Consider the following 24,034-nt stretch of genomic DNA (forward strand, 5'->3'; position numbering starts at 1 on the left):
TCACGATCAAAATGAATACGCCTAAGCACTTAAAAACACCAAACGCTTGATTAACCCGCCGATAATAACTCTGGCTCGTCGGCCAGATTAACGAAAGGGTTGTAGTAGTTCATAGCCGTTTTAATGTTGGCGATATCCGTAAGCGTTTCTTGTCGGAAGATTTTCACATCTTGCGCAAACTGCTTCAGTTCGGCAGTTTTCTGTGGATCGCCAATTTTGTACGAGAAGGTAGCGATGTAGTAAACACCTTTAGGCTGGACTTTCGTGTATTCTTTCTTTTCTGCAACGGCCGTAATGACCACATCGGCCAGGGTAAGGTCGTCGTAGTAGAGCGGTTCGATCAGGCGGAAAATATTATCGACCGAATAGCCGTGGAAAAGCAGCGCCGACACACAGTTTTTATCGTCGATAAAGAAAATTTCTGCCCAGTTTTTGGTGCCCATATTCAGGATGTTATCCGTAAAAATGCGCCAGGCGATGGGTTGAAAAGTCAGCGTACGGCCTAATTTTTCGGTACCATTGATGTTGAACACACCTTCTTTAGCGTCGAATCGATACTGGCGAGGGTGTCCTTCGAGGTATTTATAGCGTCGTACAACACTCGGATTGACCACCTCAGTTGTCAATTCATGAATTTTTTGATCCAGTTTCGGAGCGCTATCGCTTTGATTTGTCTCGATTTGGCTTTTGTTTTGTGTGTTCATTAGTATTTGTTGTTTACTGTTCAAGCAGGGGACCCATTTTGCGGTCCCTTTTGCCTTTTTAGGCCCCCTGTTTATAGAGTTAAAAATACATATTTTTGTGTAATTAACAAAGCCTTTTTGGAAGATATTTGCTAAATATTTACCTGTTTTTGTGTAAAATAGCATAAGCTTTTAGTAGCCATCTCCCAATGCCCTCTGTCCCGTATCCCTCCGCTCATTATGACAATTCATTTGCGCCTTCAAGAATTAATTGATTCGCTAAATATTAGTGTCCTCGAATTTGCCCGACAGTTGGGCGAACATCGGGGCGAAAAAGTATACCACATTTTGCACGGTCGGCTAAAGCCACGTTACGACACCCTGGAAAAGATATTGATCGCCTTCCCACAGGTTAATGGCGACTGGCTGCTACGGGGGGAGGGACTTATGTTTAAGACACTTAATTCGCCTTCGGCAGCCATCACGACCGAGGAACGACTACGGAATGTGGAGTTCCTGCTTTTTCAGCTTAATGAGCGGGTGGCCTTACTTCAGCAAACTAATGACCAGTTGCTGGAGGAGCTGAAGGGGGAGAAGGGAGGAAAGTGAGGAAAGGGAAGAGAGGGAGTAAAGGGGGATTGATTCGCTATCTCTTTCTTTCCTCTCGTCCCCCTTCTCCCTTTCTTCCCCTTCCTCCCTTCTTCAAAAACAACCACGGCCATTTCTGGTTATAGTAAAAAAACACTTAACGTTATGGCAACTACATCACCATTCGATCCAGATAAAATTGATCCTGAGTACTATTCAAAAGATCCGAACCAGCATGGCACGTCCGATTATGGGCATGAATCAGAGGGGGTTGGAACAAATGTCTATAAAGACTCAACGTCGGGTATGGACATGGATAGTGATAATATGATGCTGACGCACGATAGTCGTGAGGCTAACCGTAGCGGAAGTCGGCCAATCGATGCGATTCCTGAAAGCCTGGGCGGTTTCCAGGAGTGGGACGTTGATGCCGATGCAATTTCTGAAGTGCCTAAAGGACATATGATGAGCGATGAAGCCGCGAAAAAACTGAGCGAAGTGGCCGAAAACCCTTCCGACGATGCGCTGCTACATCGGGCTGATGCGACCTATCTGGAAGAAGGCGACGACCCAAACAAAGGCTATGATCCTCATAATGTAGGATATAACGACAAAGACAAGACGAGCGTTGAAAAGAATGACCTAAATTAGGTCAAGAGATAACTTCGTTTGAAAAGCGATTGGGAACCACCCCGGTCGCTTTTTTTATGTCCATAGAATCAATACAACCCTAGAATCTGGTCTTCCTGAACTGATGCTAAGGAAACTTTCGTAAACTTGTCGTTTAATTGTTTAGCTAAGCCAGCGGATAGTCAGTCCGTCTTTTATTTTGCTCATCGAAACCCGTGCCTATGCCCGAGCGGGGATGCTCGGCAACCCGTCTGACGGATTTTTTGGTAAGACAATCGCCATTACCGTCCGTAATTTTGGAGCGTCGGTAACGCTTTACCAATCGCCCGAACTGAATATTGAGCCTCAGTTTCAGGATACTAACGTATTCAGAAGCCTGCACCACCTGCGCGATTCTGTTAGTATGCTCGGCTATCATGGGGGCGTTCCGTTGCTGAAAGCGGCCATCAAGAAATTTGCTGAATACTGCGAAAAGGAGCAGATTCGGTTGCCTAATCAGAATTTCTCGATCCGGTACAATACGTCCATTCCCCGGCAAGTGGGCCTTTCTGGTTCCAGCGCCATTATTGTGGCTACGTTCCGGGCGCTGATGCAGTTTTACAACGTTGAAATTCCTCAACCGATACTGCCAAACCTGGTGCTGGCTACCGAAGCAGAAGAGTTAGGTATTACGGCTGGATTGCAGGATCGGGTTATTCAGTGCTATGAAGGTTGCGTTTATATGGATTTTGACCGCAGCACTTTAGAGCGTCAGGGCTATGGCCAGTACGAGCCACTTGATCCTCGACTGCTCCCGAAATTATACATTGCCTATAATACCGATCTGGGAAAACAGTCGGGGCAAGTGCATAACGACGTTCGGTCTCGATGGCTCAAAGGGGACACGACAGTGATCGAAACGATGAATTCAATTGCCGATGTAGCCCGTCAGGGACGTGAAGCCCTGATGAACCAGGATACCAAAGCGTTGAACGAGCTGGTAAACCGTAATTTCGACCTGCGCTCTCAGATTTATAACATCAGCGATCGGAACCGAAAAATGATTGAAACCGCCCGAGCCTGCGGAGCATCATCGTCGTTTACCGGCTCAGGTGGTTCCATCATCGGCCTCTACCGCGATGATGCCATGCTGAATCGTCTCTTTGTTGAACTCAAGAAAATTAATGCCCGCGTTATTAAGCCTTATGTAGTTTAATTTTGAGTGATTGAGTGATTGAATGATTGACTAGCTGGCGCATAACCCACTCAATCATTCAGTCATTCAATCACTCAATCACTCAAAAATGATCAAGAAAGCCGTTATTCCCGCTGCCGGATTTGGAACCCGGTTTTTGCCTGCTACGAAGGCTCAACCTAAAGAAATGTTGCCCATTATCGACCGCCCGACCATTCAGTATGTGGTGCAGGAGGCCGTTGATTCGGGAATTGAAGATATCCTGATTATTACGGGTAAAGGTAAACGGGCCATCGAAGACCACTTCGATCGAAACCACGAACTCGAAACCCGATTAGAAGAAAAGGAAGATCAGCTATTGTTGGACGAGATGCGTCGACTTTCCGACATGGCTAACCTGCACTACGTTCGTCAGCGCGAACTGAACGGCCTGGGCGATGCTATTCGGTATGCGAAGCACCACGTTGGTAATGAGCCTTTTGCCGTGTTGCTTGGCGATACGATCATGGACTCTGTTATTCCCGTAACCCAACAATTGATCGACACCTACGCCCAATATGGCGGCTCGGTGATTGCGGTTGAAGAGGTCCCTCGCGATAAGGTAAATCGCTACGGTATTGTGGGAGGAAATTCTATTAGCGACCGGATTCTGGAATTGACCACCCTCGTTGAGAAGCCTGCTATTGCAGACGCTCCGTCAAACCTGGCAATTGCAGGACGGTATATTCTGACCCCCGAAATCTTCTCGATGCTGGAACAAACTCCGGCCGGCAAGAACAACGAAATCCAATTGACCGATGCCCTGCTGTTGTTGCTGAAACGCGAAAACCTGTATGCCCACCGCATCGAAGGGAAGCGTCATGACATTGGTAACAAACTCGATTTCCTGAAAACAACCGTTGAGTTTGCCCTTAAACGGCCCGAGTTTGCCGATAAGTTTCGGGCGTTTCTAGAAGAAATTGTCCGGAAAGAATAGTCGAGAGGCTGTTTGATCTAACGCGAGTTCGGGATTATGGGTGGCCCGTAGGGCCTTCACAGTGTAGCGTCGGTAGAAAAAGTCACTGTACAAAAACTAGGTGTGCCGTAGGTACACAATTGTTATGTACCTACGGCACATTGACTGCTCTAAACCTATTAGTCTACCGACACTGCGCTGTGAAGGCCCTACGGGCCATTCGTAATTCAAATAAACCGAAGAAGGCTCCGTTTCGACGGAGCCTTCTTCGGTTTTGAGTATTTCTTATTGTGCCCGAACAGTTACAGCTGCTTCGTCATCTTCTCCATTCGCATAGCCATTGCCTGGTGTGGAATCAGAATCAGTTTCGGCAGCATCGAGAATTTGTGCTTTTAGTGTGCCGCTACCCGACGGTTGCCATTTTAGAGATACCGTTGCTGACTGCCCAGCTGCCAGGGCGTTAATATACCGTTTGTAAGTCTGGCTATCGACTTGAATCCACCCCGCCGGACTTTGTGCGTTGAATGACCCATTAGGCAGAACAACTTGTACAATGATTGATGATGCCGATGAGCCTCCCCTGTTATTGACAGTCAGGCTTGTCGAAATAATATCGGAGGCAGCGGGTGTCAGTTTATCGACCCACATGCCTAGACTTAGATCAATTTTATTGGGATCAGTTGCAGGCTGATTGCCCAAAACAACGGGCAACAGCATCTGATTGGGATTGGCTGACGTTACGAGCGAACCGCCGTTGGGGGTGCGTAAATCAACCGTGACCTCATCATCCTGACCATCGCCTGTACCTGAGCCGGGTTGACTGTCGGGGTCAGGGGTTTGGCTGGCTATGATTTGAGCTGATGTTGCAAAGATACCCGCTTGTGTTGGCGTGACCTGAAAGCTAACACTACTTACTCCGTTGGCTGGAATCGTCCCCAGACTGGCACTTACTACACCATTGACAGCACTCAGTCCAGGTGAAGATGAATTGACAAACGCAAGCCCCGCTGGAAGCAAGCTGCTAAGCTGTACGCCAACAGCATCCTGTGGACCAGCATTGGCTGCACTTAGTGTATAACTCACCACATCACCTACGTTTGGTACTCGGTTGCTAACGGCCATATTCAACGACACATCGGCACTACTGGTCCCTACCGATACACTGGCCTGTCCCGATACGGTGCCCGTACCACAAGCATTTCCTACCGATGCCAATTGATAAATCGTGTTGCTGGTTGGCGATACCGCTATAAACGCTGGATTCTGGTAGGTCGCCGTCACCGATTGCCCATTTGTTAGGGTAAACGACCAGGGAGCTGGACCAGTGAAGGAAACGGGCAATAGGGTTGACTGACCACTGTTAACTATTGCAAGACCACTTATAGTAGCGGTGGTGGGTTCACCAATTCTGATATCAACGGGGTCGGATTCAGCGGTGCAGGAGCCGTCCTGATTGAAGACAGTATATAAGCCGGATTCAGTAGCGTAGAATTGATAACTGGTAGCTCCCGCAATAGCAACACCATTGCGTTTCCATTGTACAGTGCCATTGTAAGAATTTATGGATAATCGCAACGTATTATTCATACACAATTGACTAGTTACGGGAGAAGTGGTAATAACAGGTTTGGCTATGTTGCCATTACCAGCATCAACATAGATCTCTTTTGATAACCCTGTGCAGCTACCATTAGTAACCCGCACTGAATAAGCACCTGATTGAGTGGCATAAAAGTAGTCGCTGCTGGCATTATTTATAACGACACCATTTTTGTACCATTGAAACTGATAGCCACTTAAATTATAGGAGTCCCACGCGTATATATCTTTTCCAGAACATCCCTCTGCTGTAGAAGAATAATATATTACTTTGGGCACGATAGCGTTACTAAATGTGAGCGATACAGGCGCAGATATTGCACTACACGAGCCCCGTGTTAACTTCAGGGTATAACTCCCCGATGAAGTGGCTCCGTAGTTCGAACTCGTGGCTCCTGCAATATCTACTCCGTCTTTCTGCCATTGATAGCTACTATTATTGTAGATACTTGTGTACAAATTGCGTACTTCTCCTGGACAGGCTGATTTACTGGCAAATGAATAATTAATGCTAGCCTGAAATTGGTCAACCATTCGAACACTTACGGCATTGCTGAACGTTTGACAGGTACCTTGTTTCAGTAAAAAAGAGTAAGCGCCGGGCTGGGTTGCGTAATAATACATAGAAGTTGCCCCAGGAACGATCAGGCCATTTCGATACCATTGCACTGTATAATCGTTTGATGAAGGGATAGACGCATACATTGAAATACTATAATTTGGAGACGCTGAGCAGAGTAGTGAGTCGCCAATTGTATTCAAAGATGCCCTTGCATAAAGTGAGCGGCCAAACTGGATATAGGAAGGCGATACGCTATAATAACAGCTACCATCTGTCATTCTAAGCGAATATTTCCCGGTCTGGCTGGCCGTGTAGGTATAACTGGTTGCTCCGGCAATATCAATTCCATCCCGAGCCCATTGATAACTGGCGGTTTCACCAATATAGTTTGAGAAAAGCTTTAGTGGATGATCATCACACTGTGGTTCTCCATTGGATAGTGAAGAAAACGAAACATAAGGATTTGAGGACGTTGTTAGCGTATACGCCTTACTGGTAATCGTACAACCAGCCTGCTGTACGGTAGCCACATAGGTACCTGCTTGCTGAGCCGAGACAGTAGCCGACGTGGCACCACTAATCGACGAGCCATTAAATAGCCACTGGTAACTGGCAGGGGTAGTACTCGAATAGTTAGTGGTATAGGTATAGGCTTTAAGGGTGGTTTTGCCTCCTATACAGATTGTTCCACCACTATAATACCCCTGAAAGTCAGCAAGGTGGTCATAAACACTGATACTGCCTAAGTTACCAATAGCTAAGACACCACTCAGACTACTCTCAACATCAGGATTGGTGGCAATAATCTTAACCCGATAAGTTGTACCATAGGGCATCGCACTGTAACCACTTGGTAGGGTCGCTGAAATAGGACTGGTGGCATTACTACCAATTTTTGTTGGGTTGGCAAAGTTTCCTGTGGCATCGGATAGCCAAACCTCAAACTTGTTGCCCGTACTAAAAGCTGGGCCTGTCGTGCTGAATGATACTGTAAATGTGTTTCCGGCACAGAGATTTGCATTCGAAATGTTGGTGATGGCAACACTAGGCAATATGTACGGAATGGCAAAGGCATCGGAAGAAAAGATACCTCGTCCGTTCGTGGCTGCTGATAAACGCCCGTCCGACGCCCGGTAGCGTAGCTGGTTGACTTGCAGGGTTCCTAATCCACTACTGGAAAATGTCCAGCCGGGATTAGATGCTGTAATATCTGTGGTTGACCAGATTCCTACGTCAGTACCTAATAAAACCTGTTTTCGATTTTGGGGATTAAATAGGGCTGTTCGAACGGGTACGTCAGGTAATCCATAATTGGACTGATCTTTACCTGTCCAAGTGTTACCGCCATCGTTCGTGTACCAAACGGATTGAACACCATAATTCGAAAGCGTTACCAGCAATTCATTATCCGTAGCTCCGACGTCAATGCCAGATAGGGTTGCGTATTGGGAAAATACTCCGTTGTCGATAGCTGTAACAGTAGGAGTAGATTGGTTGAGGTTCGTGATTTTATAAAGCTTACCGGAATAAGAACCTGCAAATAGGGCTGTTCGATCTGTATTTAACTTAAGATAGGTGAGAGAATTGGTGAGCCCCGATAGAGTTAATGTTGTCGTTGAGGGACTTCCTCCAATTCCGACTACTTTACGAATGACAGCTTGATTATTCGTAAAGTCGGTTGTGTAGAGTGTATTCGATTGACTATCGTAGTCTGATGGGTTAGGATAAGAATAGCTATTTAAACTAACTAACTGGCTGAAATTGGCACCATCATACCGATAAAACTGACCATAGGATTGGAAAATCTGGATATCAGGTTCATTATCATCAATAAAGGTAATACCAGTGGAGTAATTTGTGCTCCAGATCATTGTCCCTGTCGAAAGACCCGCTGTCGTTTGTTGAAAATAGCCAGACCCGCGAGCTCCCGCCAAAAGATAAGAACTGCCCGCACTCGCTTTCATCGATACGGAGCTAATTTCAGCCACCCGATAGCCCGTATTCCGATTTACAAATGTTGGCGCTGATACCGCATTATTGCCCCAATCGGTCGACCAGCGAATGCCTTTATCGTCGGCGAAGATTGCGTTTATATTGCTGCCTGGCTGAAACCAGAGGCCTTGTTGGTTTATGTATCTGTTAGCCAGTGCACCACTCCAGGTAGTACCGCCATCGATCGATCTTAACCAGTCATAACCACCTGCGTAAATAGTGTTTGCATCAGTAGGATGGACAGCCAGATTGAGCGCATAATACCCGTTACCACTGGTAAAATGATCATTCCAGCTAAAGGTTGGTATAGGCACATCGGTCCAGGAAGTACCCCCGTTACTACTTTTCTTAAACCACTTTACATCCTGACCATAGTTCACATTATTGTATGCTCTTGATACGGCATAAATCACTTGATTCGCTCCGTTTGTTGAGGGAGCTAAGGCTAATTCAGTACGTTCGCCTGTGATGCCAGTAGGCGTGATTTCACTCCAAGCAGTACCGCTGGAACTGGTTGATTTGAATATTCGACTAGGGTTGAAGGCCGCGTATAGAATGCCATCCGTCGCCAGTTCCAGGTCTGTAACAAAGTCGTTGTAATAGTTGTTGGTATTGCTGCCTGCACCAATACCCTGATTGGGCGCTAAGGCATATGTCCAACTAGTACCGCCATCCACCGAACGCACGATTCCTGATCGGGTTGCCACGAATACCTGACCACTACCGTTGACGATAATCTGCTGGATATAGCCAAAACTGTAGTTGATGCTGGGCGAATTACCACTCGGAATAGTGCTGGTTAACCGGCTCCAGGTAGTACCGCCGTTCGTTGTTTTCCAGATGCCCCCACCTGTTACATAGTTATAGCCATCACCTGTTCCGGCGTACATTACTTGTGGATTCGAGGGATCGGCGGCCAGAGCAGTTACAACGGTATTTTCCCATGTATCACTAACAGATGTCCAGGTTGCAGAAGCGTCGGAAATATCGTTGGTGTACCATAAGCCACCTGCCGGGCTACCCGCCCATACTTTCTTATGAGCCGGATCATTCAGATCGAATAAAAGGGCGCGAGTTCGACCTCCAGCATTGCTGGGGCCGCGTTCCTGCCAGGTTATGCCGGGAATACCACTCTGAGCCGATGGCCCCCCATTAGCTGTTGACGATTGATTGTTTAGTTTCCGACGAGCTTCGTCGAGCCGTTCATAAGGTACTGTGCCAGTTGCAGGGTCGATCAATCGTCTTTGTTCTTCCTCGGCAATTCGACGAAGGGTATCGCGTTCTGAAGGGCTTGGTTGATTTTGGGAATAAACAAGTGAAGATTGGAAAATAAATAATAGGCCAACGAGTAGCCGACAGCAAGTAGAAATGGGCATAGAAAAGTGGCTTGCGGATAATTTAGTATATAAAAACAATTATTAAGTAAGCAATATTTATGCCTTTCTTTATTGTTTTATCTCCTTATTTTAATGGCTTTGTCTCTACATAACTTCTTATCCTTGTGTGATCATTGAGAAGGTTTTCTTTAAGGAAGAGGTGTATGGGAAATCTCCCGAATTAAAAAGAAGTTTGTCTTTCAGCAGAGCGCCCTGTAGAAAGACATTAATTGGCTATTGTTATGAAATATATGTTTAGCAGTGTTGTTATTGGCTTACTGACTGGAGTTTACACGTTCATACCACCAGAATTTGTGGGCCAAGTGACAGATAATCCGCATCAGCCTGCCAAAACACACCATCAGGATACAAAGCGCCCAAATATTGTCCTGATCGTTGCCGATGATCACGGACGTGAAGCCCTCGGTTGTTATGGGGAAAAGAACGCACCAAAACCAACCGTCCGGACCCCCAATATTGACCAATTAGCCGCCGATGGTACCCGGTTTACGAATGCGTTCTGTACTACAGCTAGTTGCAGTCCCAGCCGCTCGGTATTGCTGACGGGCCTGCATAACCACGCGAATGGCATGTATGGCCTGGAGCATCAGGTACATCATTTCAGTTCGTTCGATACAGTTCGAACGTTACCCGTTTTGCTCGAACAGGCGGGTTATCGAACTGCACGCATCGGGAAACTGCACGTGGCCCCCGAGAAAGTGTATCATTTTCAGACGGTGCTTGGTGCCGGTGGCGTCAATGACCCTACTTCCATTGGACGGAGTCCGGTGGAGATGGCGCGGAAATGCTATTCGTTTCTGGAGGAAAAGTCAGATCGCCCGTTCTTCCTGTATTTCGCCACTGACGATCCGCACCGTAGCAATACCGTAGCGCCTGATGGTAAACCTATTTTTGACGGATCGAAACCAAACTTGTTTGGAAATAAACCGGGTGGCTATCCACAGGTAGGCGATCATTTCTATCAGCCGAGAGAGGTTCGGGTACCGCCGTATATGTCGGACACAAAAGCTAGCCGGGCCGAACTGGCTCAATATTACGAAGCCATCAGTCGGCTTGATCAGGGCGTTGGTCGTTTGATTGAGTACCTGAAAGATACGGGGCAGTACGACAATACATTGATTGTCTATCTGTCAGATAATGGCGCTCCATTTCCGGGTTCGAAAACGAATTTGTACGAACCGGGTATGCGGTTGCCTTTGCTAGTGAAGCTCCCCAAACCACAAAAGCCTGGTTTTATCCAGGATGCAATGATCTCGTGGGTCGATATAACGCCTACACTTCTGGATTTTGCCAGAATTGAAACTGGCAAAGTAGCCAAACAAGGCCGTTCGTTTAAGGATATTATTGAACAGGAGCGGGTGGCTGGTTGGGATGAAGTCTACGCATCGCACTCGTTGCATGAAATTACGATGTACTATCCCATGCGTGTAGTTCGCGAACGTCGGTATAAGCTGATTTTCAACATTGCCAATGAGCTAACCTACCCAATGGCGCTCGATTTGTATCAGTCATACACATGGCAGGATATTCTTCGGACAAAGCAGAAATTCTACGGCAAACGGACAGTAGAAGCCTACCTGCACCGCCCACGCTTTGAACTATACGACCTGCAAACCGACCCCGAAGAGGTGCATAATCTGGCCGGTAATCCAAAATACCGAGAGGTATTAACACGGATGCAGGTCAAATTGAAACGATTTCAGAAAGAAACGCGCGACCCTTGGGTAAGTAAGTGGGAGTTTGAGTAAAAGTAGCGCGGACATCCTGTCCGCATAGCTAAATGGATGAGGTTCAGCTATGCGGACAGGATGTCCGCGCTACTAAAAACTACTTCGCTACAGTCGCGATTTTTAACTCGTTCAATTGCGCCTGACTAATTACCGATGGCGAGTCGATCATGACATCGCGGCCTGAGTTGTTTTTCGGGAAGGCGATGAAATCGCGGATCGAATCGGCACCGCCGAAGAGCGAGCACAAGCGGTCGAAACCGAAGGCAATACCGCCGTGTGGAGGAGCACCGTATTCGAAGGCATCCATGAGGAAGCCAAACTGTGCTTTTGCTTCTTCGTCCGAGAAGCCCAGAATGCTAAACATCCGGGCTTGTAAATCACGGTTGAAAATCCGAATAGAACCACCGCCAACTTCAGTGCCGTTAATGACTAGGTCATACGCATTGGCGCGAACGGAACCTAAGTCGGTGTCTAGTAGCGGAATATCTTCGGGCTTGGGCGATGTGAATGGGTGGTGCATCGCAAACCAGCGCTGATCTTCTTCGCCGTATTCGAGCAAGGGGAAGTCGAGTACCCATAAGGTGCTGAACACGTTTGGATCACGTAGACCCAGACGAGTACCCATTTCCAGACGCAATTCGTTCAGCTGTTTTCTGGCTTTTGCGGCATCGCCCGAAATGATCAGCATCAAATCGCCGGGCTTGGCACCAAAATGGGTTGCCCATGCCTGCAAATCTGATTCCGAATAAAACTTATCAACCGACGATTTCAGCGTTCCATCTTCGTTATAGCGAACGTAGATCAGCCCTTTTGCCCCAACTTGTGGACGTTTGATCCAATCGGTCAGTTCATCCAGTTGCTTACGAGTGTAGTGTGCGCAACCAGGCGCGTTGATACCCACGACCAACTCGGCCGAATCGAACACGCCAAAGCCTTTGCCCGAGGTCATATCGACGGTGTCGAAAGTGCCTTTAAGCTCTACAAACTTCATATCGAAGCGTGTGTCGGGCTTGTCGGAACCGTAGAATTTCATGGCATCGGCATAGGTCATGCGAGGCACAGCGTCCAGGTCAATACCTTTTACGGCTTTGAATAAGTGCCGAACCAGCCCTTCGAACATGTTCAGAATGTCTTCCTGCTCCACGAACGACATCTCGCAGTCGATTTGTGTAAATTCAGGCTGGCGGTCAGCACGAAGGTCTTCGTCACGGAAACACTTCACAATCTGGTAGTACCGGTCGAAACCCGATACCATCAGCAGTTGCTTAAACGTTTGGGGTGATTGAGGTAGGGCGTAAAATTCACCCGGATTCATGCGGCTTGGCACCACAAAATCCCGTGCGCCTTCGGGCGTCGATTTGATCAGAACCGGCGTTTCAACTTCAATGAAATTCTGGCCGTCCATGAATAACCGCGTTTGCTGAGCCATGCGGTGGCGAAGCTCCAGACTCTTCCGCACCGGATTCCGGCGAAGATCGAGGTAACGGTATTTCATGCGGAGGTCATCGCCCCCGTCGGTAGCATCTTCGATCAGGAACGGTGGCAATTTGGCCGGATTCAACACCTCCAGCGAGGTCACTTTCAATTCAACGTCGCCCGTTGGAATATTCGGATTTTTAGACTTCCGTTCAATAACTGTCCCGGTTGCTTTCAGGACAAATTCGCGGCCCAACGAGCGGGCAATGGTGAACAATTCGGGCGCTGTCTGACCATCTTCGAGCAAAAGCTGCGTAATACCATAGCGGTCACGGAGGTCAATCCACAACACGCCACCTTTATCGCGGATGGTTTGCACCCAGCCAGACAGTGTAGCCGTTTGATTATTGTTAGAAAGGCGGAGTTCCCCGCAAGTGTGCGTTCGGAGCATGTTTAATGATTGTGTGATTGAATGACTGAGTGATTGACTGATTGAATAGCTACGAAAGCCAGTATTCAATCAGTCAATCACTCAGTCATTCAATCATTAAGATTTGCCGCAAAGGTACGGACTCCGACCGCAAAGGGCAAGGTTATTTCCGGTAATCCAACGCGGGTTTCCGGTCGCCAAGTAAAGCTTCGTATTTAAAGTCGGGGCCGAGTTTCTGTTTCCACTCAGCGGTTGCTTTTTCGATGAGTGCTGGTGTTTTGTAGAGATCCAGGGCTGTCAGAGCGAGGGTTTTGGCGGCTACAATCATGCCTTTCTGCCCAATGCTCATGCCACTGGCGGCTGTTGACTGCCAGCTGTGCGCCGATGAACCTGGCACCCAGGTAGCGGTCGATAAGCCAACGGTGGGTACTGCCCAGCTTACATCACCCACGTCGGTAGAGCCACCACTGGTTGCACTTTCCGATGCATCACGAAAATCTTTTACTTTGGCCGCATTTTCAATGGGCACTTTCTGATCGCCAAACGTCTCGCTGATTTTTTTTGCGAACTCCGTTTCTTCGGGGGTATAATTCACTCCGCCAACGGTTTGCAGATTCTGATGCATCACCTCGGCCAGCGTCACGTTAGGCAGCAAATCATAGACACCACCCAGTACTTCCCAGGTAACTTGGGTACCCGTTCCTTTGGCAGCCCCTTCGGCAGCATTTTCAATCCGTTTCCAAACGCTTTGTACCACCGCCCTGTCTTTATTCCGAACATAATAATAGACCTCCGCATTGGCTGGAACAACGTTTGGCGCTTCGCCACCACGGGTGATAACGTAGTGAATACGGGTATCGGATGGAATGTGCTCACGCATCATGTTGACCATATAATCCATCGCTTCAACCCCGTCCAGCGCCGACCGACCCCGTTCGGGCGAGGCCGCTGCGTGGGCGGCAATCCCTTTAAAGCGGAACTTCGCGTTTTTGTTAGCCAGCGAGGTACCTGCATCGGCCGCATTCTGAGCGCCAGGATGCCAGTGCAATACCACATCAACATCTTTAAACAACCCTTCGCGCACCATATACACCTTGGCCGAACCGCCTTCTTCGGCGGGGCAACCATAAATTTTGATCGTTCCGGCGTGGCCCGATTTTTTAAGCCAGTCTTTCACCTGTACGGCAGCCGCCATCGACGCCGTACCGAATAGATTGTGTCCGCAACCGTGGCCGCCTTTCTGACCCGCAATGGGCGTAAATTCAGGTTTTGCTTCAGTCGCCAGGCCAGGCAGCGCATCGTACTCACCCAAAATGCCAATAACCGGTTTGCCCGATCCGTAGGTGGCCACAAAAGCCGTTGGAATACCAGCCACGCCCGTTTGTACATCGAAGCCTTCCTTTTTTAACTGCTCTTCCAGCAGAGCAGAACTCTTCTCTTCCTGATAGCCTAATTCAGCGAAATTCCAGATTTGTTTCGAGATACCAGCGTATTCCTGAAACCGGCTATCCAGGTTAGTAATGATGGTTTTCTTGTCGGTATCAACAGCGGTCGTTACGGCTTTCTTTGCTTTTGGCTGGGCAACCGCGAGCATTGGAGTGAGTAAGATAATTGCGAGGAATTGTTTTTTCATGGTATTGTATTCGGACAATTGGGTTGTAAACCGATAAAAATAAGGCAAAAAGGGGAGCCGAGCAATCCCGTCGCAGCAATGTTATATTTACTCAATTAATAATACTGGGATGCATTAGAATGCTTTACCGTATAGCAATAAGAAATAGATATGGCTACAAACAAATCACAGCTACCAGCATCAGTTAAGCTATTAGCAGACCGTCGCAAGGGCGGTGAATATAACCTACATGGGATAGAATATCAGTTACGCTATTCCATTTGTAAGGCTTTAACCGTATTGGAACAAAGCCAGCAAACTATGCTCCGTTTAGAAGGTATTGAAGATGTTGATGTACTTCACCAAAGGGGGGAAGGAAGCCTGCAACTTTATCAGCTCAAACATACAACGAGTAAGATTCAGGCAAATCACTTTACAAAATGGGGGTTACTACAAAACTTCCTTGAAGCGTATTTGCTTGAACCAAGTGCTGAATTCATTCTGGTGACAAACCAAGCTCCTTCAGATATCAATGTAGCTGCATTCCAAAACTCTCAATTCAATGAACAAATAATTGCTTTCTGGCAAAATAAGATAGAAGAAATTCGCATGACTGATAAACGGGCTACCAGTTGGGCGTGGTCCAATTACAATACCAACGATTTTCTAAATAAAATTCAGTTAATAATTGTTAGCGAACAGGAGATTAAAGCCCAGACAGATAGATTGATAGTTAATCGTTTTGATGTTAATAATAAGACAGAAGCAAATTATCTTGATGCTTTATTCTACTATTTTTTTGTAACAGCAAGACAGAAAGGAACAATTACTTACCAGAATATAGAAGCGGTAATTGAGCAGGTAAAGAATTTTGTAGCTAAAGGAGTAATTAATCTAGCAATTCAACAAAAATGGCTAGAACTAATAGAATTTAAGCAGGACTTAAACAAAGATTTAAGTAGCTACTTTGATGGTAAAGCTGCTTTACCTGCTCATATTGCGCTAGGCCTTCCCGTCACTCGACAAAAAACAGAGCAGGCAATACTCGATCACCTATTAAAATACGATTGTGCAATCATAAGGGCATCTAGCGGACAGGGAAAGTCAACTTTAGGGTGGATGGTCAGTAAAACATTATCTGATAATCAAACACATAAAATTTATCAATTGCACCACTGTCCGACGACCGAGTCAGTTGGTTCAATAGTCGATTTCCTTCAATCAGCGATAAAAGCTTCAGGCAAAATACCTTTAGTTATTATTGATGGTCTTTCAGTCGCAACAGCAGCTTGGACAGAATTAGCAGGCCGAATGATTGAAGAACCAATAAAATTCATCATTACTACTCGTCAGGAAGATTGGTTCAGGTTTGGGAGAGAGGCTTACAAAGTCAATTTAGGACAGCCAATAGATCTTAAGTTCACTGATATAGAAGCGAAATATATTTATACAGAATTAAAACGGCGTAAGAAGATTTATTCTGATACCATTCATTGGCAGAGATCATGGGAGAAAGTAAAAGATAGTGGTCTACTAATTGAATATGTCTATCTGTTAACTCGTGGCGAAATGTTACAGGACAGGCTTAGAGACCAAACACAGAAACTTGGGGAAGAAGTTGATGGTGCCCTTAAGTTGCATATTCTAAGAATGATTTCTTTTGCGGATATATCAGGTGTACGTATCCAGATATTTCGGTTGTTAGATAAAATTAGTCAACATGATCCATCCCCTCAAACAGACCTTGGCTTGATGCTTGAGCAATTGGAAAAAGAATATTCTCTACGATTTGATGAAGAGTATGTTGAAGGTTTGCACCCAGTACGATCCGCTCATTTGAGTACACTGCTTCATAAGTACGTACCTTATTCTAAAACATTGATTAATTTATTCGATGTGGTTGATAGTCACCAATTATATCAACTGAGTATTGAAATTCCACTCAGAATTCGCGCTCACGAAGAACTTACTTTCTATCAATCACTGGCTGATAAATTAATCAAAGTTGAATCAAGCCATACAGTATCTGTTTTATTCGGCCTGTATCATGGGGAAATTATTCGATACTGGCAGAAACACCAAGATACCTTTGATTCAGTTTTCGATCAAGGGAGTTTTATGCTGCTACCAATGATGACAATGCCTTTCCCTCATCCTAAATCTAATTTGTCTGACCTATTAGCTGATATGCTAAAGGGTAATGCACAACATTTGATTTCAGCAGCTAAAGAGCTTCCGCCACTTACTATTCAGCAAACTAGTTTGGGTAAATTAATGCCTCTTCTATGTGAACGAATAAATCTAATTGAGCAACCAGATAGTCATGCTGGGCAATTGCTTCGCTGGTTTCATTTATTTAATATTTCCGTCCCTTTGCCTAGCGATTTACAGCTGTTAGGCTATTTGTCGGAGTTGGATAGCGAAACAGGAGCCGAACTAGCTGAAGCAGTTTTTACGACGCATCCAGCAGAGTTTCGACAATTTTCACGAAGCCATTTGGACCTAATTATTAGTTGGTTAAAGATTAAAACCAATACGCTTACAATAACCCCCGATGATGACAAAATCATTATTGAATACTTGCTCACAGATAAGCTCGCCGACCAAGCAAACGATGAGAGTGTTCAGCGGATTGAAGTTGTAAGAGCTTGGCTGCCTTTATATGAAGTATATGAAACAAATGCGATTATGCTCCCTTTTCCTAATGAACAACTTATATCGGTAGTTAAACAGAACGCTCACAAGGCTATGCCAAATACTAATATAATTAGTTCATTCACTGTACGCCTTAACCAAATATGGTGGGATACTCTTGAGCGTCAATACGTAGCCGACTCAGTATATTTTTGGCAAAAACAGTGGATGGATTTACGGCAATATGCTTTAGAATGCGTAAGACTTTCTTGTCGGATTATGGAGCTGCAATTAATGCGCCAGAGCAGTGATAAAATATTTAGTAAAGCTATTGAGGGCCTCGAACAAGCCAGCATGCTATTTTTAAACACTGATAAAACAATACGTCAGTTTCCCGTTAATCAAATAACGGCTGAAGAACGAATCACTCCATTCAAAGAAGAGGTTAGTAAAATGCGCGATTGGAGTCGTGCTTTCTCAAATTTTCTTAACCAATTTACAGGATTGTTCGTAATCGATAAGCCAGATGTCAGACATTTGGCTTTAATTAACCTTCGGTCTACAATGTACTTTCTTCCTCTTATGCAGGATAGGTTCGATTATGTAGTAGCAAACACATGGGAATACTTTATCACTGAAACTCTCAAGCAAGATGAAATTCTTTCATATAGACGAATACAACGCACAGCTATATTTTATGCAGAACATGTACAGAGATCAACTTTCCCTGTAGTTTTAGAAGTTCACAAAACTGTGAAAGATAAGTGGGAAGAGAAGCAAGCTGGCCGTTTACGAATCTTGAACTTAGTGTTAGATAATTTAGAAGAAATGACTGGGCGGACTGTGTATCACCCAGTCCATATTATAGAAGAAGAACTACTTTCTAACGCTGTTTTTGGGATGGAAATTCTAGACGTTAAAAATGCTGAATCAAATCTTGAATATCTGCTGATTAACCTATCTGTATTAGCTGATTCTGATTTCGATTTTATAACGATCGTGTTCTGTCAACAGAGTATTGCAAAAAGTGCTCTACGTTTTAATCGCTCAATATTACAGCTAGCAGACAAAACATTACGAGGTGAAGATATAACAGTTGAAGAGTTTAATGCTCCTCATCCTGTGATTCCCAATCGTGAACTTCTAATGCCTCTACCTGATGTTTCTTTTCATGAAGGTATACTAGAAGAGGATGTTGAGGCAGTAACAAAAATTATCATTGCAGTTTGGAAAGTGGCAGAATTTAAAAGTCGTCTTTCTTCTAATCAATCTGTACAAAAAGAATGGTTAGACAGTCAATTGATTTCTTTGAAAAAAGAGATAGATAGTCAGCTTACTATCATTAAGAATGTGTTTGGGAATTGAGAACAATTGAGAGTCGTGCCAACTTTGTATCGACCAAAATGCAAAGCCGTGACCAAACAGTTCTCAAAACTGACCGACTCCCAATGGGACGCAATTTCGCCTTTTCTTAATCTCAAACGCAAACGAAAGCATGATTTACGCCAGATAATCAACGTCATTTTGTGGCTCCTACGAACTGGCGGACAGTGGCGTAACCTGCCTGAAGAGTGGCCTAACTGGCAGGCGGTTTATTATTACTTTGACCAATGGAAACAAGATGGCACCTTCGAGCGAATCAATACAGCCTTGAATCAACTGGATCGCCAACGAGTTGGGAAAGAAGCTTATCCTTCCGTCCTATGCATTGATTCACAGAGCGTTAAACTAAGTCCTATGATCTGTGAGTACCGGGGCACCGATGCCAACAAACGCGTCAACGGACGCAAGCGACAATTGGTAGTAGACACGCAAGGTCGCCTTTGGGTGGCTAATGTGCATGTGGCCAATCAAGCCGATGGCCCCGCTGCCATTTCGCTCATTGGTGATATTCTTTGGCGGGCAGGCGAGCGCTTAGAAAAAGTGTATGGCGATCAGTCGTACAATGGCGTTTTTGCCAACGCCTTATCGGACTGGTCAATTGACTTTGAGAAAGCATCGCGTCCCGAATCAGCCCAAGGTTTTGTGCCCGTTGCCAAGCGTTGGGTAGTCGAACGCAGCATTGCTTGGACTAATTTCTTCCGCCGAATCGTCAAAGATTACGAGTATACGTTATTATCTTCGGTGAGTTGGCTGTATTTGGCCAATATTCAACTAATGCTTCAGCGAATTTAACTTAGTTACCAAAGATAATTCCCCAACACGTTCTAAGAAACAGAAAAACGGGATTTTGCTTGAGGATTTAACCACAGTATCTGAGCAAGTTTTTTTAGATAATCAAGGCATCACAGCTGAACAATGCGCTCAATTACTTTTACAGCATCTTACAAATTTGAACTGACAGAATGCTTTAAAATTTCCATATTATTTCCTCTTGGAATAAGAAATGCGCGTCACTCTCTCGAACGACGCGCATTTTGACTAGGACTTGGCGATGATTAATAACTATCTGCCCGATAAGGGTATTTGTTAAAGATCAGGTTAATGGCTTCCCGAATTTTGCCTTCCTGATGATCTCTGTTGTTTGCTGTTATTAAACCCGAAGCGATTCCCTGCCAGATAGCCTCATCGGTTTTGGCGTCAACGAGGTTTACCAGAATCGTGCCTGCCTGCACAACAATATCCTTTTCTTTGCCAAGGCTTTGTACATCATTCGTGTTGAAGTAAGAGGTACCCTCGGTATAACCTTTGAGCGTTGTGGGTTGGTCGAGCACCCGGAAATTAACAATTAAGTCGGGTGATTGCCGGTTGAATGTATAACCCCGACCATCCATGGCATTGGCCACGGCATCCCGCATCTGAGCTTTCAAAGCCAAAGCGTTTCCTGCATCTTGTTTGCTCGTTGGCTGTACAGCCCATGCATAGCTTTTGAAGTGACTGAAGTCAATATTTGGCCGAAGTTCGCTATCTACTGTAACATTTTGTGCCTGGGTTAGGCTGGTCGCCAGCGCGAACGCAGCGACGAAAAATAACCGTTTCATATGCATTGAATTAATTTGATTCAGGTTTTATTCCTGGTTTGGATTAATAACTACTGCACGCTAAGTCGGTTAATTAAAAGGTAGTTAAACCTGTAAAAGGCGAATATGTACCTCTGATATTACTGTGAAATCGGGAAATAGAAATAGCAGCTGTATTGTCCCGTAGGGATATAACAGCGAAGCGTCGGTAGCAAATAAGTCTTCAGAATTGTCCTGCGTGCCGTCAGGTACGCAACTTTGCTCAATTTAGATGTAACAAGTATGAAGTGAGGCCGTCAAATGGGCTAAAGTTTACAGACTTGTAATATAACCCACCGGTCATGCCTAATACATACACTCAGATCCATCTTCATTCGGTTTTTGCCGTAAAACATAGAACTGCCATCATTGCACCCAAATGGAAATACGATTTATATAGCTATATGACAGGCATTATCCACAACTATAATCATAGGTTGCTGGCAATCAATGGGATGCCTGACCATGTACATATTCTGATCGGTATGCGCCCCAATCAATCGCTTTCTGACTTGATGCAACAACTAAAACAGGGTTCATCTCAGTGGATTAACGACCAACGACTTACAGGAAGTCGGTTTGCTTGGCAAGAAGGGTATGGTGCGTTTTCATATGGTAGGAGTCAATTACCTGCCGTAATCAACTACATTGCGAACCAGGAGGAGCACCATCGAACACGTACATTTTTAGAAGAATATCGACGATTTCTGGATGCATTCGAAGTTGAATACGATGAACAATATTTGTTTAAATCGCTCGAATGAAGTTTTTGGGCATCATAATGCTTGTCAAGAGTATAGTGGCAGTGGCTAAATGACCGTCAAGTACAGACTAATTGCGTACCTGACGGCACGCGGAATAATTCTGAAGACTCATTTAGCTACCGACGCTTCGCTATTAGGCCCCTAACGGGGCAAAAAAAAAGCTGTCACCCTTCCATGTGGGATGAGAGCTGCTTAAGAGCATCTTCTCAATAATCATACACATGCTCGATCTTCACGTGCTGCTCGTTCACGTATCGGATGGTTTTATCCAGTGAGCCTACCGTTGTTACCAGGGCTACTCGCTTTAGGCCAGGTTTGGTGACAATGGGTTGCGTGAAAACTACCCGAAAGTCCGCCGAATTGGGGTGCCATGTATCGGGTGATAGAATGGTAAGGAGTAAGGCGGAATTGTTTCCTGCTATTTCCCGGAACGTTACGCCTTGTTGTACCAGCGCCGAAACCGCCGGATTAAATGCTTCATAGCGAGGCAGAATCAATAAGGCCGACCCATCGGGATAGGTTTTCAATAGCTGAGCTTTAGATGCCACAGGAATCGTTTCGGGCGCTTTGTCGACGATAACGGCGGTTGTCAAAAGGGCTTCATCGTAAGAGGCTTTGGTGCCGAGTTTGATGAGGTAACCATAACCGGCTTTTACCAGTAATTCGGTCAGGAGCATGTATTTGCGTTCGCATTTGCGGATGAAGTGCGGGCCCCAAAACGAAGTACCGCTGAATAATGTAGGAATTCGGGATTTGAAATCGAATTCGTACCAGGGCAATTCACGGATGAAGTCGACGTAATCCTGCGAGAACTGGGCGTTAAATTTATCCTCATCGGTCACGACAGCTCCATTTGCCGGATTGGTAAGCCGTCCGATAACCGTTTCGTAAAGGGCTTTCAGCGCATACTCGACCGTCGTACTAACGCCAATGACCCAGATCATAATGTGGTAGCCGGTATTGAAGGCGAAGCTCCCCTTAATCTGATCATACACAACGCCATAGCTCTGCCAGAGCTGCCTGACATGACTGATGTATGGGAAGGTTGTGGTCGTATGGTTATGGGCATAATCGGCTATTTCAGCGGGGCTGTGTACCAGAAACCATTCGGGATAGGTCAGGAATGTCTGATCGGCAGGTCGGATGTGTTCGGTAGGCGTGACCGGATGTGGATTGCTGACCAGCCACTCTTTGGGAACTACACAACCTTTCCCCGCTGGAATTGTCAGCGATTGACGTCCTTTTCGAAAAAAGAGAACGATGGCCAGCACGACCATGATAAGGGTTAAAATTGGTAGCCTAAGCATAAGGAAGACAGATTTAATGATTCCAAACCAGACCGGCCGTTATAAACTCAATTTGTCGCTGCCCCTGTCCGGCAAAATCCAGATTGATGGTCATTTTTTTTGTGGTTTTCAACTTATCGATCAGGGCTTTTTCGGAGTCAAAAAAGATAATGTTGGCACTGCCGTTTTCAGCGGCTGAAAAGGCATACGGAATAACAGAATTCCCATCGAACCGAACGTCAGCTTTGCCACCCTGAAAACTCCGGTTAAACTGCCCTTTCGATACCTGAATATACACATGGGTGCCACTTTCCCGCTTCCGAATCGTCAGCGTCGCGATGGAACCGCCAGCGTACGGGAAGCTAAATTCGAGTAGGCGAGGAGAGGTAATCGACGCTTTATAAACGGGATTTCCTACTCTATCAGTTGTTCTCTCATATCGCCATGTGCCAGCGCCTTCGGGGGCTTCTTGTTTCCCTGTCGACTGTTCAGATATAGCTACCGGGGGCTGAAGCGTATCAGTCGTCGTAGCTTTGCTCGAGGTGGAGTTGGTTGCCTGATTTGCTTTTTCCTTGCCAGAGCAACTAAGAAGCGTTAGCAGGACGAGGGTATAAAGTGCGATTTTCATGTGGGAATGCATGTAGCGTGGACGGTCCGCCGTTGCGGTGGAAACCCGCGCTACATTTTCGTGAACAATACCATTGTATTATCGGAAGGGTCGTTTGCCTGGAGCAGTCGCTTTCCGCTATCCGTAAAGCCAACTTTACTCAAAATCTTACTCCATTCTTCAATGGGTTTGAAATCTTTGTAATCCTGCTTGTCGACCTCCCAGGTTATGTTCAAGCCTAAGTTAAAGACGGTGTGTACTAGGGATACGAATGTGGCCATATCAGGGGCTTTTACGTCGTGATCACGCAGAATGAACCAGCCGCCCGGACGCAGGATTCGCCGAATGGAGTCAATAAAACCCGTTAGTTTTTCGGGCCGTGTGTGGTGCAGGCCAATCAGGCAGGTTACCAGATCAACGCTCGCGTCGGGGATGTCGTTGGGGCTGATCGGATCGAAATCGTGCGATTCGATGAAGGTGCCGAGTTTGGTCAATTGGCCCCGTTCCATGATGTCGGCGGGGCTGAATGTTGGCGCTACATCATTAATCAGGTAGATAGGACCACTGATCGGCAGATGTTTTCGTAAATCGCTGATGTATCGACCCGGTGAGCCAATTTCAGCATAGCCGTTCACCTTTGCCCCTTTGGGCAATAGCTCCAGCATTTGCCGGGTCATTTCCTTTTTTCTGGACTTTGAGCGCGGGCAACGCATAGGTCAGCTCCGACAGAAACGGCTTGATGCTGGGAAGCCGGCTCTGAATAGTTTTATAAATGGTTTCGTCCGACGTTTGGGTTTTCGTCACTTCCCCAATCAGGTGATGAAACTTGTCTTCAGGATAGAGGTGAAAAACAACTTGCAGAAAGCGATAAAACGCATCGCGCGGTTTCGTCTGATCGAATACAGCGTGAAATTCAGAGGTTTGCGTTGCCATAAGTTTATTGGTTTTTCTTTCGATAGGATTGACAGGATGAACA

17 protein-coding genes are annotated in these 24,034 nt (G+C 45.9%); 8 read left to right on the forward strand and 9 right to left on the reverse strand.

What is annotated here, in order from left to right; genetic code table 11:
• Positions 1–50: 50 nt before the first annotated feature.
• Positions 51–704 (reverse strand): hypothetical protein, encoded by a 654-nt coding sequence (locus tag H3H32_RS00430; RefSeq protein ID WP_182460731.1) that lies wholly within the window; start codon positions 702–704, stop codon positions 51–53.
• A 219-nt stretch (positions 705–923) separates the two neighbouring features.
• On the opposite strand from H3H32_RS00430, the gene H3H32_RS00435 reads away from it, so the two are divergent.
• The 4 genes from H3H32_RS00435 to galU all read left to right on the forward strand — a co-directional run bounded on the left by H3H32_RS00435 (position 924) and on the right by galU (position 4,051).
• Positions 924–1,292, forward strand: coding sequence for a helix-turn-helix transcriptional regulator (locus H3H32_RS00435; RefSeq protein ID WP_182460732.1), 369 nt, complete (start codon positions 924–926; stop codon positions 1,290–1,292).
• A 144-nt stretch (positions 1,293–1,436) separates the two neighbouring features.
• Positions 1,437–1,922, forward strand: coding sequence for a hypothetical protein (locus tag H3H32_RS00440; RefSeq protein WP_182460733.1), 486 nt, complete (start codon positions 1,437–1,439; stop codon positions 1,920–1,922).
• A gap of 178 nt (positions 1,923–2,100) precedes the next feature.
• Entirely contained in the window at positions 2,101–3,096 is a 996-nt protein-coding gene (locus tag H3H32_RS00445) for a mevalonate kinase family protein (RefSeq protein WP_182460734.1), read from the forward strand.
• A gap of 88 nt (positions 3,097–3,184) precedes the next feature.
• Positions 3,185–4,051, forward strand: a complete 867-nt coding sequence (gene galU / locus H3H32_RS00450; protein WP_182460735.1) for a UTP--glucose-1-phosphate uridylyltransferase GalU — start codon at positions 3,185–3,187, stop codon at positions 4,049–4,051.
• 264 nt (positions 4,052–4,315) lie between these two features.
• On the opposite strand, the gene H3H32_RS00455 is transcribed toward galU, so the two are convergent.
• The gene (locus H3H32_RS00455; protein ID WP_182460736.1) at positions 4,316–9,559 is read right to left on the reverse strand and encodes a DUF11 domain-containing protein; all 5,244 of its coding nucleotides are present in this window, start codon (positions 9,557–9,559) and stop codon (positions 4,316–4,318) included.
• Positions 9,560–9,801: 242 nt separating this feature from the next.
• Between H3H32_RS00455 and H3H32_RS00460 the strand changes: the two genes are divergently transcribed.
• Complete coding sequence (locus H3H32_RS00460; protein ID WP_240543614.1) at positions 9,802–11,328, forward strand: sulfatase family protein; 1,527 nt, start codon at positions 9,802–9,804, stop codon at positions 11,326–11,328.
• A gap of 79 nt (positions 11,329–11,407) precedes the next feature.
• On the opposite strand, the gene aspS is transcribed toward H3H32_RS00460, so the two are convergent.
• Both aspS and H3H32_RS00470 read right to left on the reverse strand, forming a co-directional pair.
• Positions 11,408–13,177: an aspartate--tRNA ligase gene (aspS, locus tag H3H32_RS00465; RefSeq protein WP_182460737.1), complete on the reverse strand. Its 1,770-nt coding sequence runs from the start codon at positions 13,175–13,177 to the stop codon at positions 11,408–11,410.
• A gap of 142 nt (positions 13,178–13,319) precedes the next feature.
• Positions 13,320–14,789 (reverse strand): amidohydrolase, encoded by a 1,470-nt coding sequence (locus H3H32_RS00470; RefSeq protein WP_182460738.1) that lies wholly within the window; start codon positions 14,787–14,789, stop codon positions 13,320–13,322.
• 150 nt (positions 14,790–14,939) lie between these two features.
• On the opposite strand from H3H32_RS00470, the gene H3H32_RS00475 reads away from it, so the two are divergent.
• Both H3H32_RS00475 and H3H32_RS00480 read left to right on the forward strand, forming a co-directional pair.
• Positions 14,940–18,767, forward strand: a complete 3,828-nt coding sequence (locus H3H32_RS00475) for a dsDNA nuclease domain-containing protein (RefSeq protein WP_182460739.1) — start codon at positions 14,940–14,942, stop codon at positions 18,765–18,767.
• A 48-nt stretch (positions 18,768–18,815) separates the two neighbouring features.
• Positions 18,816–19,577 carry an IS5 family transposase gene (locus tag H3H32_RS00480; RefSeq protein WP_182459635.1) on the forward strand — a complete coding sequence of 254 codons (762 nt, stop codon included), beginning with the start codon at positions 18,816–18,818 and terminating at the stop codon, positions 19,575–19,577.
• 263 nt (positions 19,578–19,840) lie between these two features.
• On the opposite strand, the gene H3H32_RS00485 is transcribed toward H3H32_RS00480, so the two are convergent.
• The gene (locus H3H32_RS00485) at positions 19,841–20,383 is read right to left on the reverse strand and encodes a DUF4136 domain-containing protein (protein WP_240543615.1); all 543 of its coding nucleotides are present in this window, start codon (positions 20,381–20,383) and stop codon (positions 19,841–19,843) included.
• Positions 20,384–20,703: 320 nt separating this feature from the next.
• Between H3H32_RS00485 and tnpA the strand changes: the two genes are divergently transcribed.
• Positions 20,704–21,165, forward strand: coding sequence for an IS200/IS605 family transposase (gene tnpA / locus H3H32_RS00490; RefSeq protein ID WP_182460741.1), 462 nt, complete (start codon positions 20,704–20,706; stop codon positions 21,163–21,165).
• Positions 21,166–21,371: 206 nt separating this feature from the next.
• On the opposite strand, the gene H3H32_RS00495 is transcribed toward tnpA, so the two are convergent.
• From H3H32_RS00495 to H3H32_RS00510, 4 genes are read right to left on the reverse strand one after another with little or no spacing between them, the layout of a single operon-like run.
• Entirely contained in the window at positions 21,372–22,472 is a 1,101-nt protein-coding gene (locus H3H32_RS00495; protein WP_182460742.1) for a hypothetical protein, read from the reverse strand.
• A gap of 13 nt (positions 22,473–22,485) precedes the next feature.
• Entirely contained in the window at positions 22,486–23,079 is a 594-nt protein-coding gene (locus H3H32_RS00500; RefSeq protein WP_182460743.1) for a hypothetical protein, read from the reverse strand.
• Between the two features lie 50 nt (positions 23,080–23,129).
• Positions 23,130–23,735 (reverse strand): class I SAM-dependent methyltransferase, encoded by a 606-nt coding sequence (locus H3H32_RS00505; RefSeq protein ID WP_182460744.1) that lies wholly within the window; start codon positions 23,733–23,735, stop codon positions 23,130–23,132.
• The gene (locus tag H3H32_RS00510) at positions 23,677–23,991 is read right to left on the reverse strand and encodes a hypothetical protein (RefSeq protein WP_182460745.1); all 315 of its coding nucleotides are present in this window, start codon (positions 23,989–23,991) and stop codon (positions 23,677–23,679) included. Before H3H32_RS00510 ends, H3H32_RS00505 begins: the two co-directional genes overlap by 59 nt.
• Positions 23,992–24,034: the final 43 nt, after the last annotated feature.

The sequence above is a fragment of the Spirosoma foliorum genome (assembly GCF_014117325.1).
In the GTDB taxonomy this organism is placed as follows: Bacteria; Bacteroidota; Bacteroidia; order Cytophagales; family Spirosomataceae; genus Spirosoma; species Spirosoma foliorum.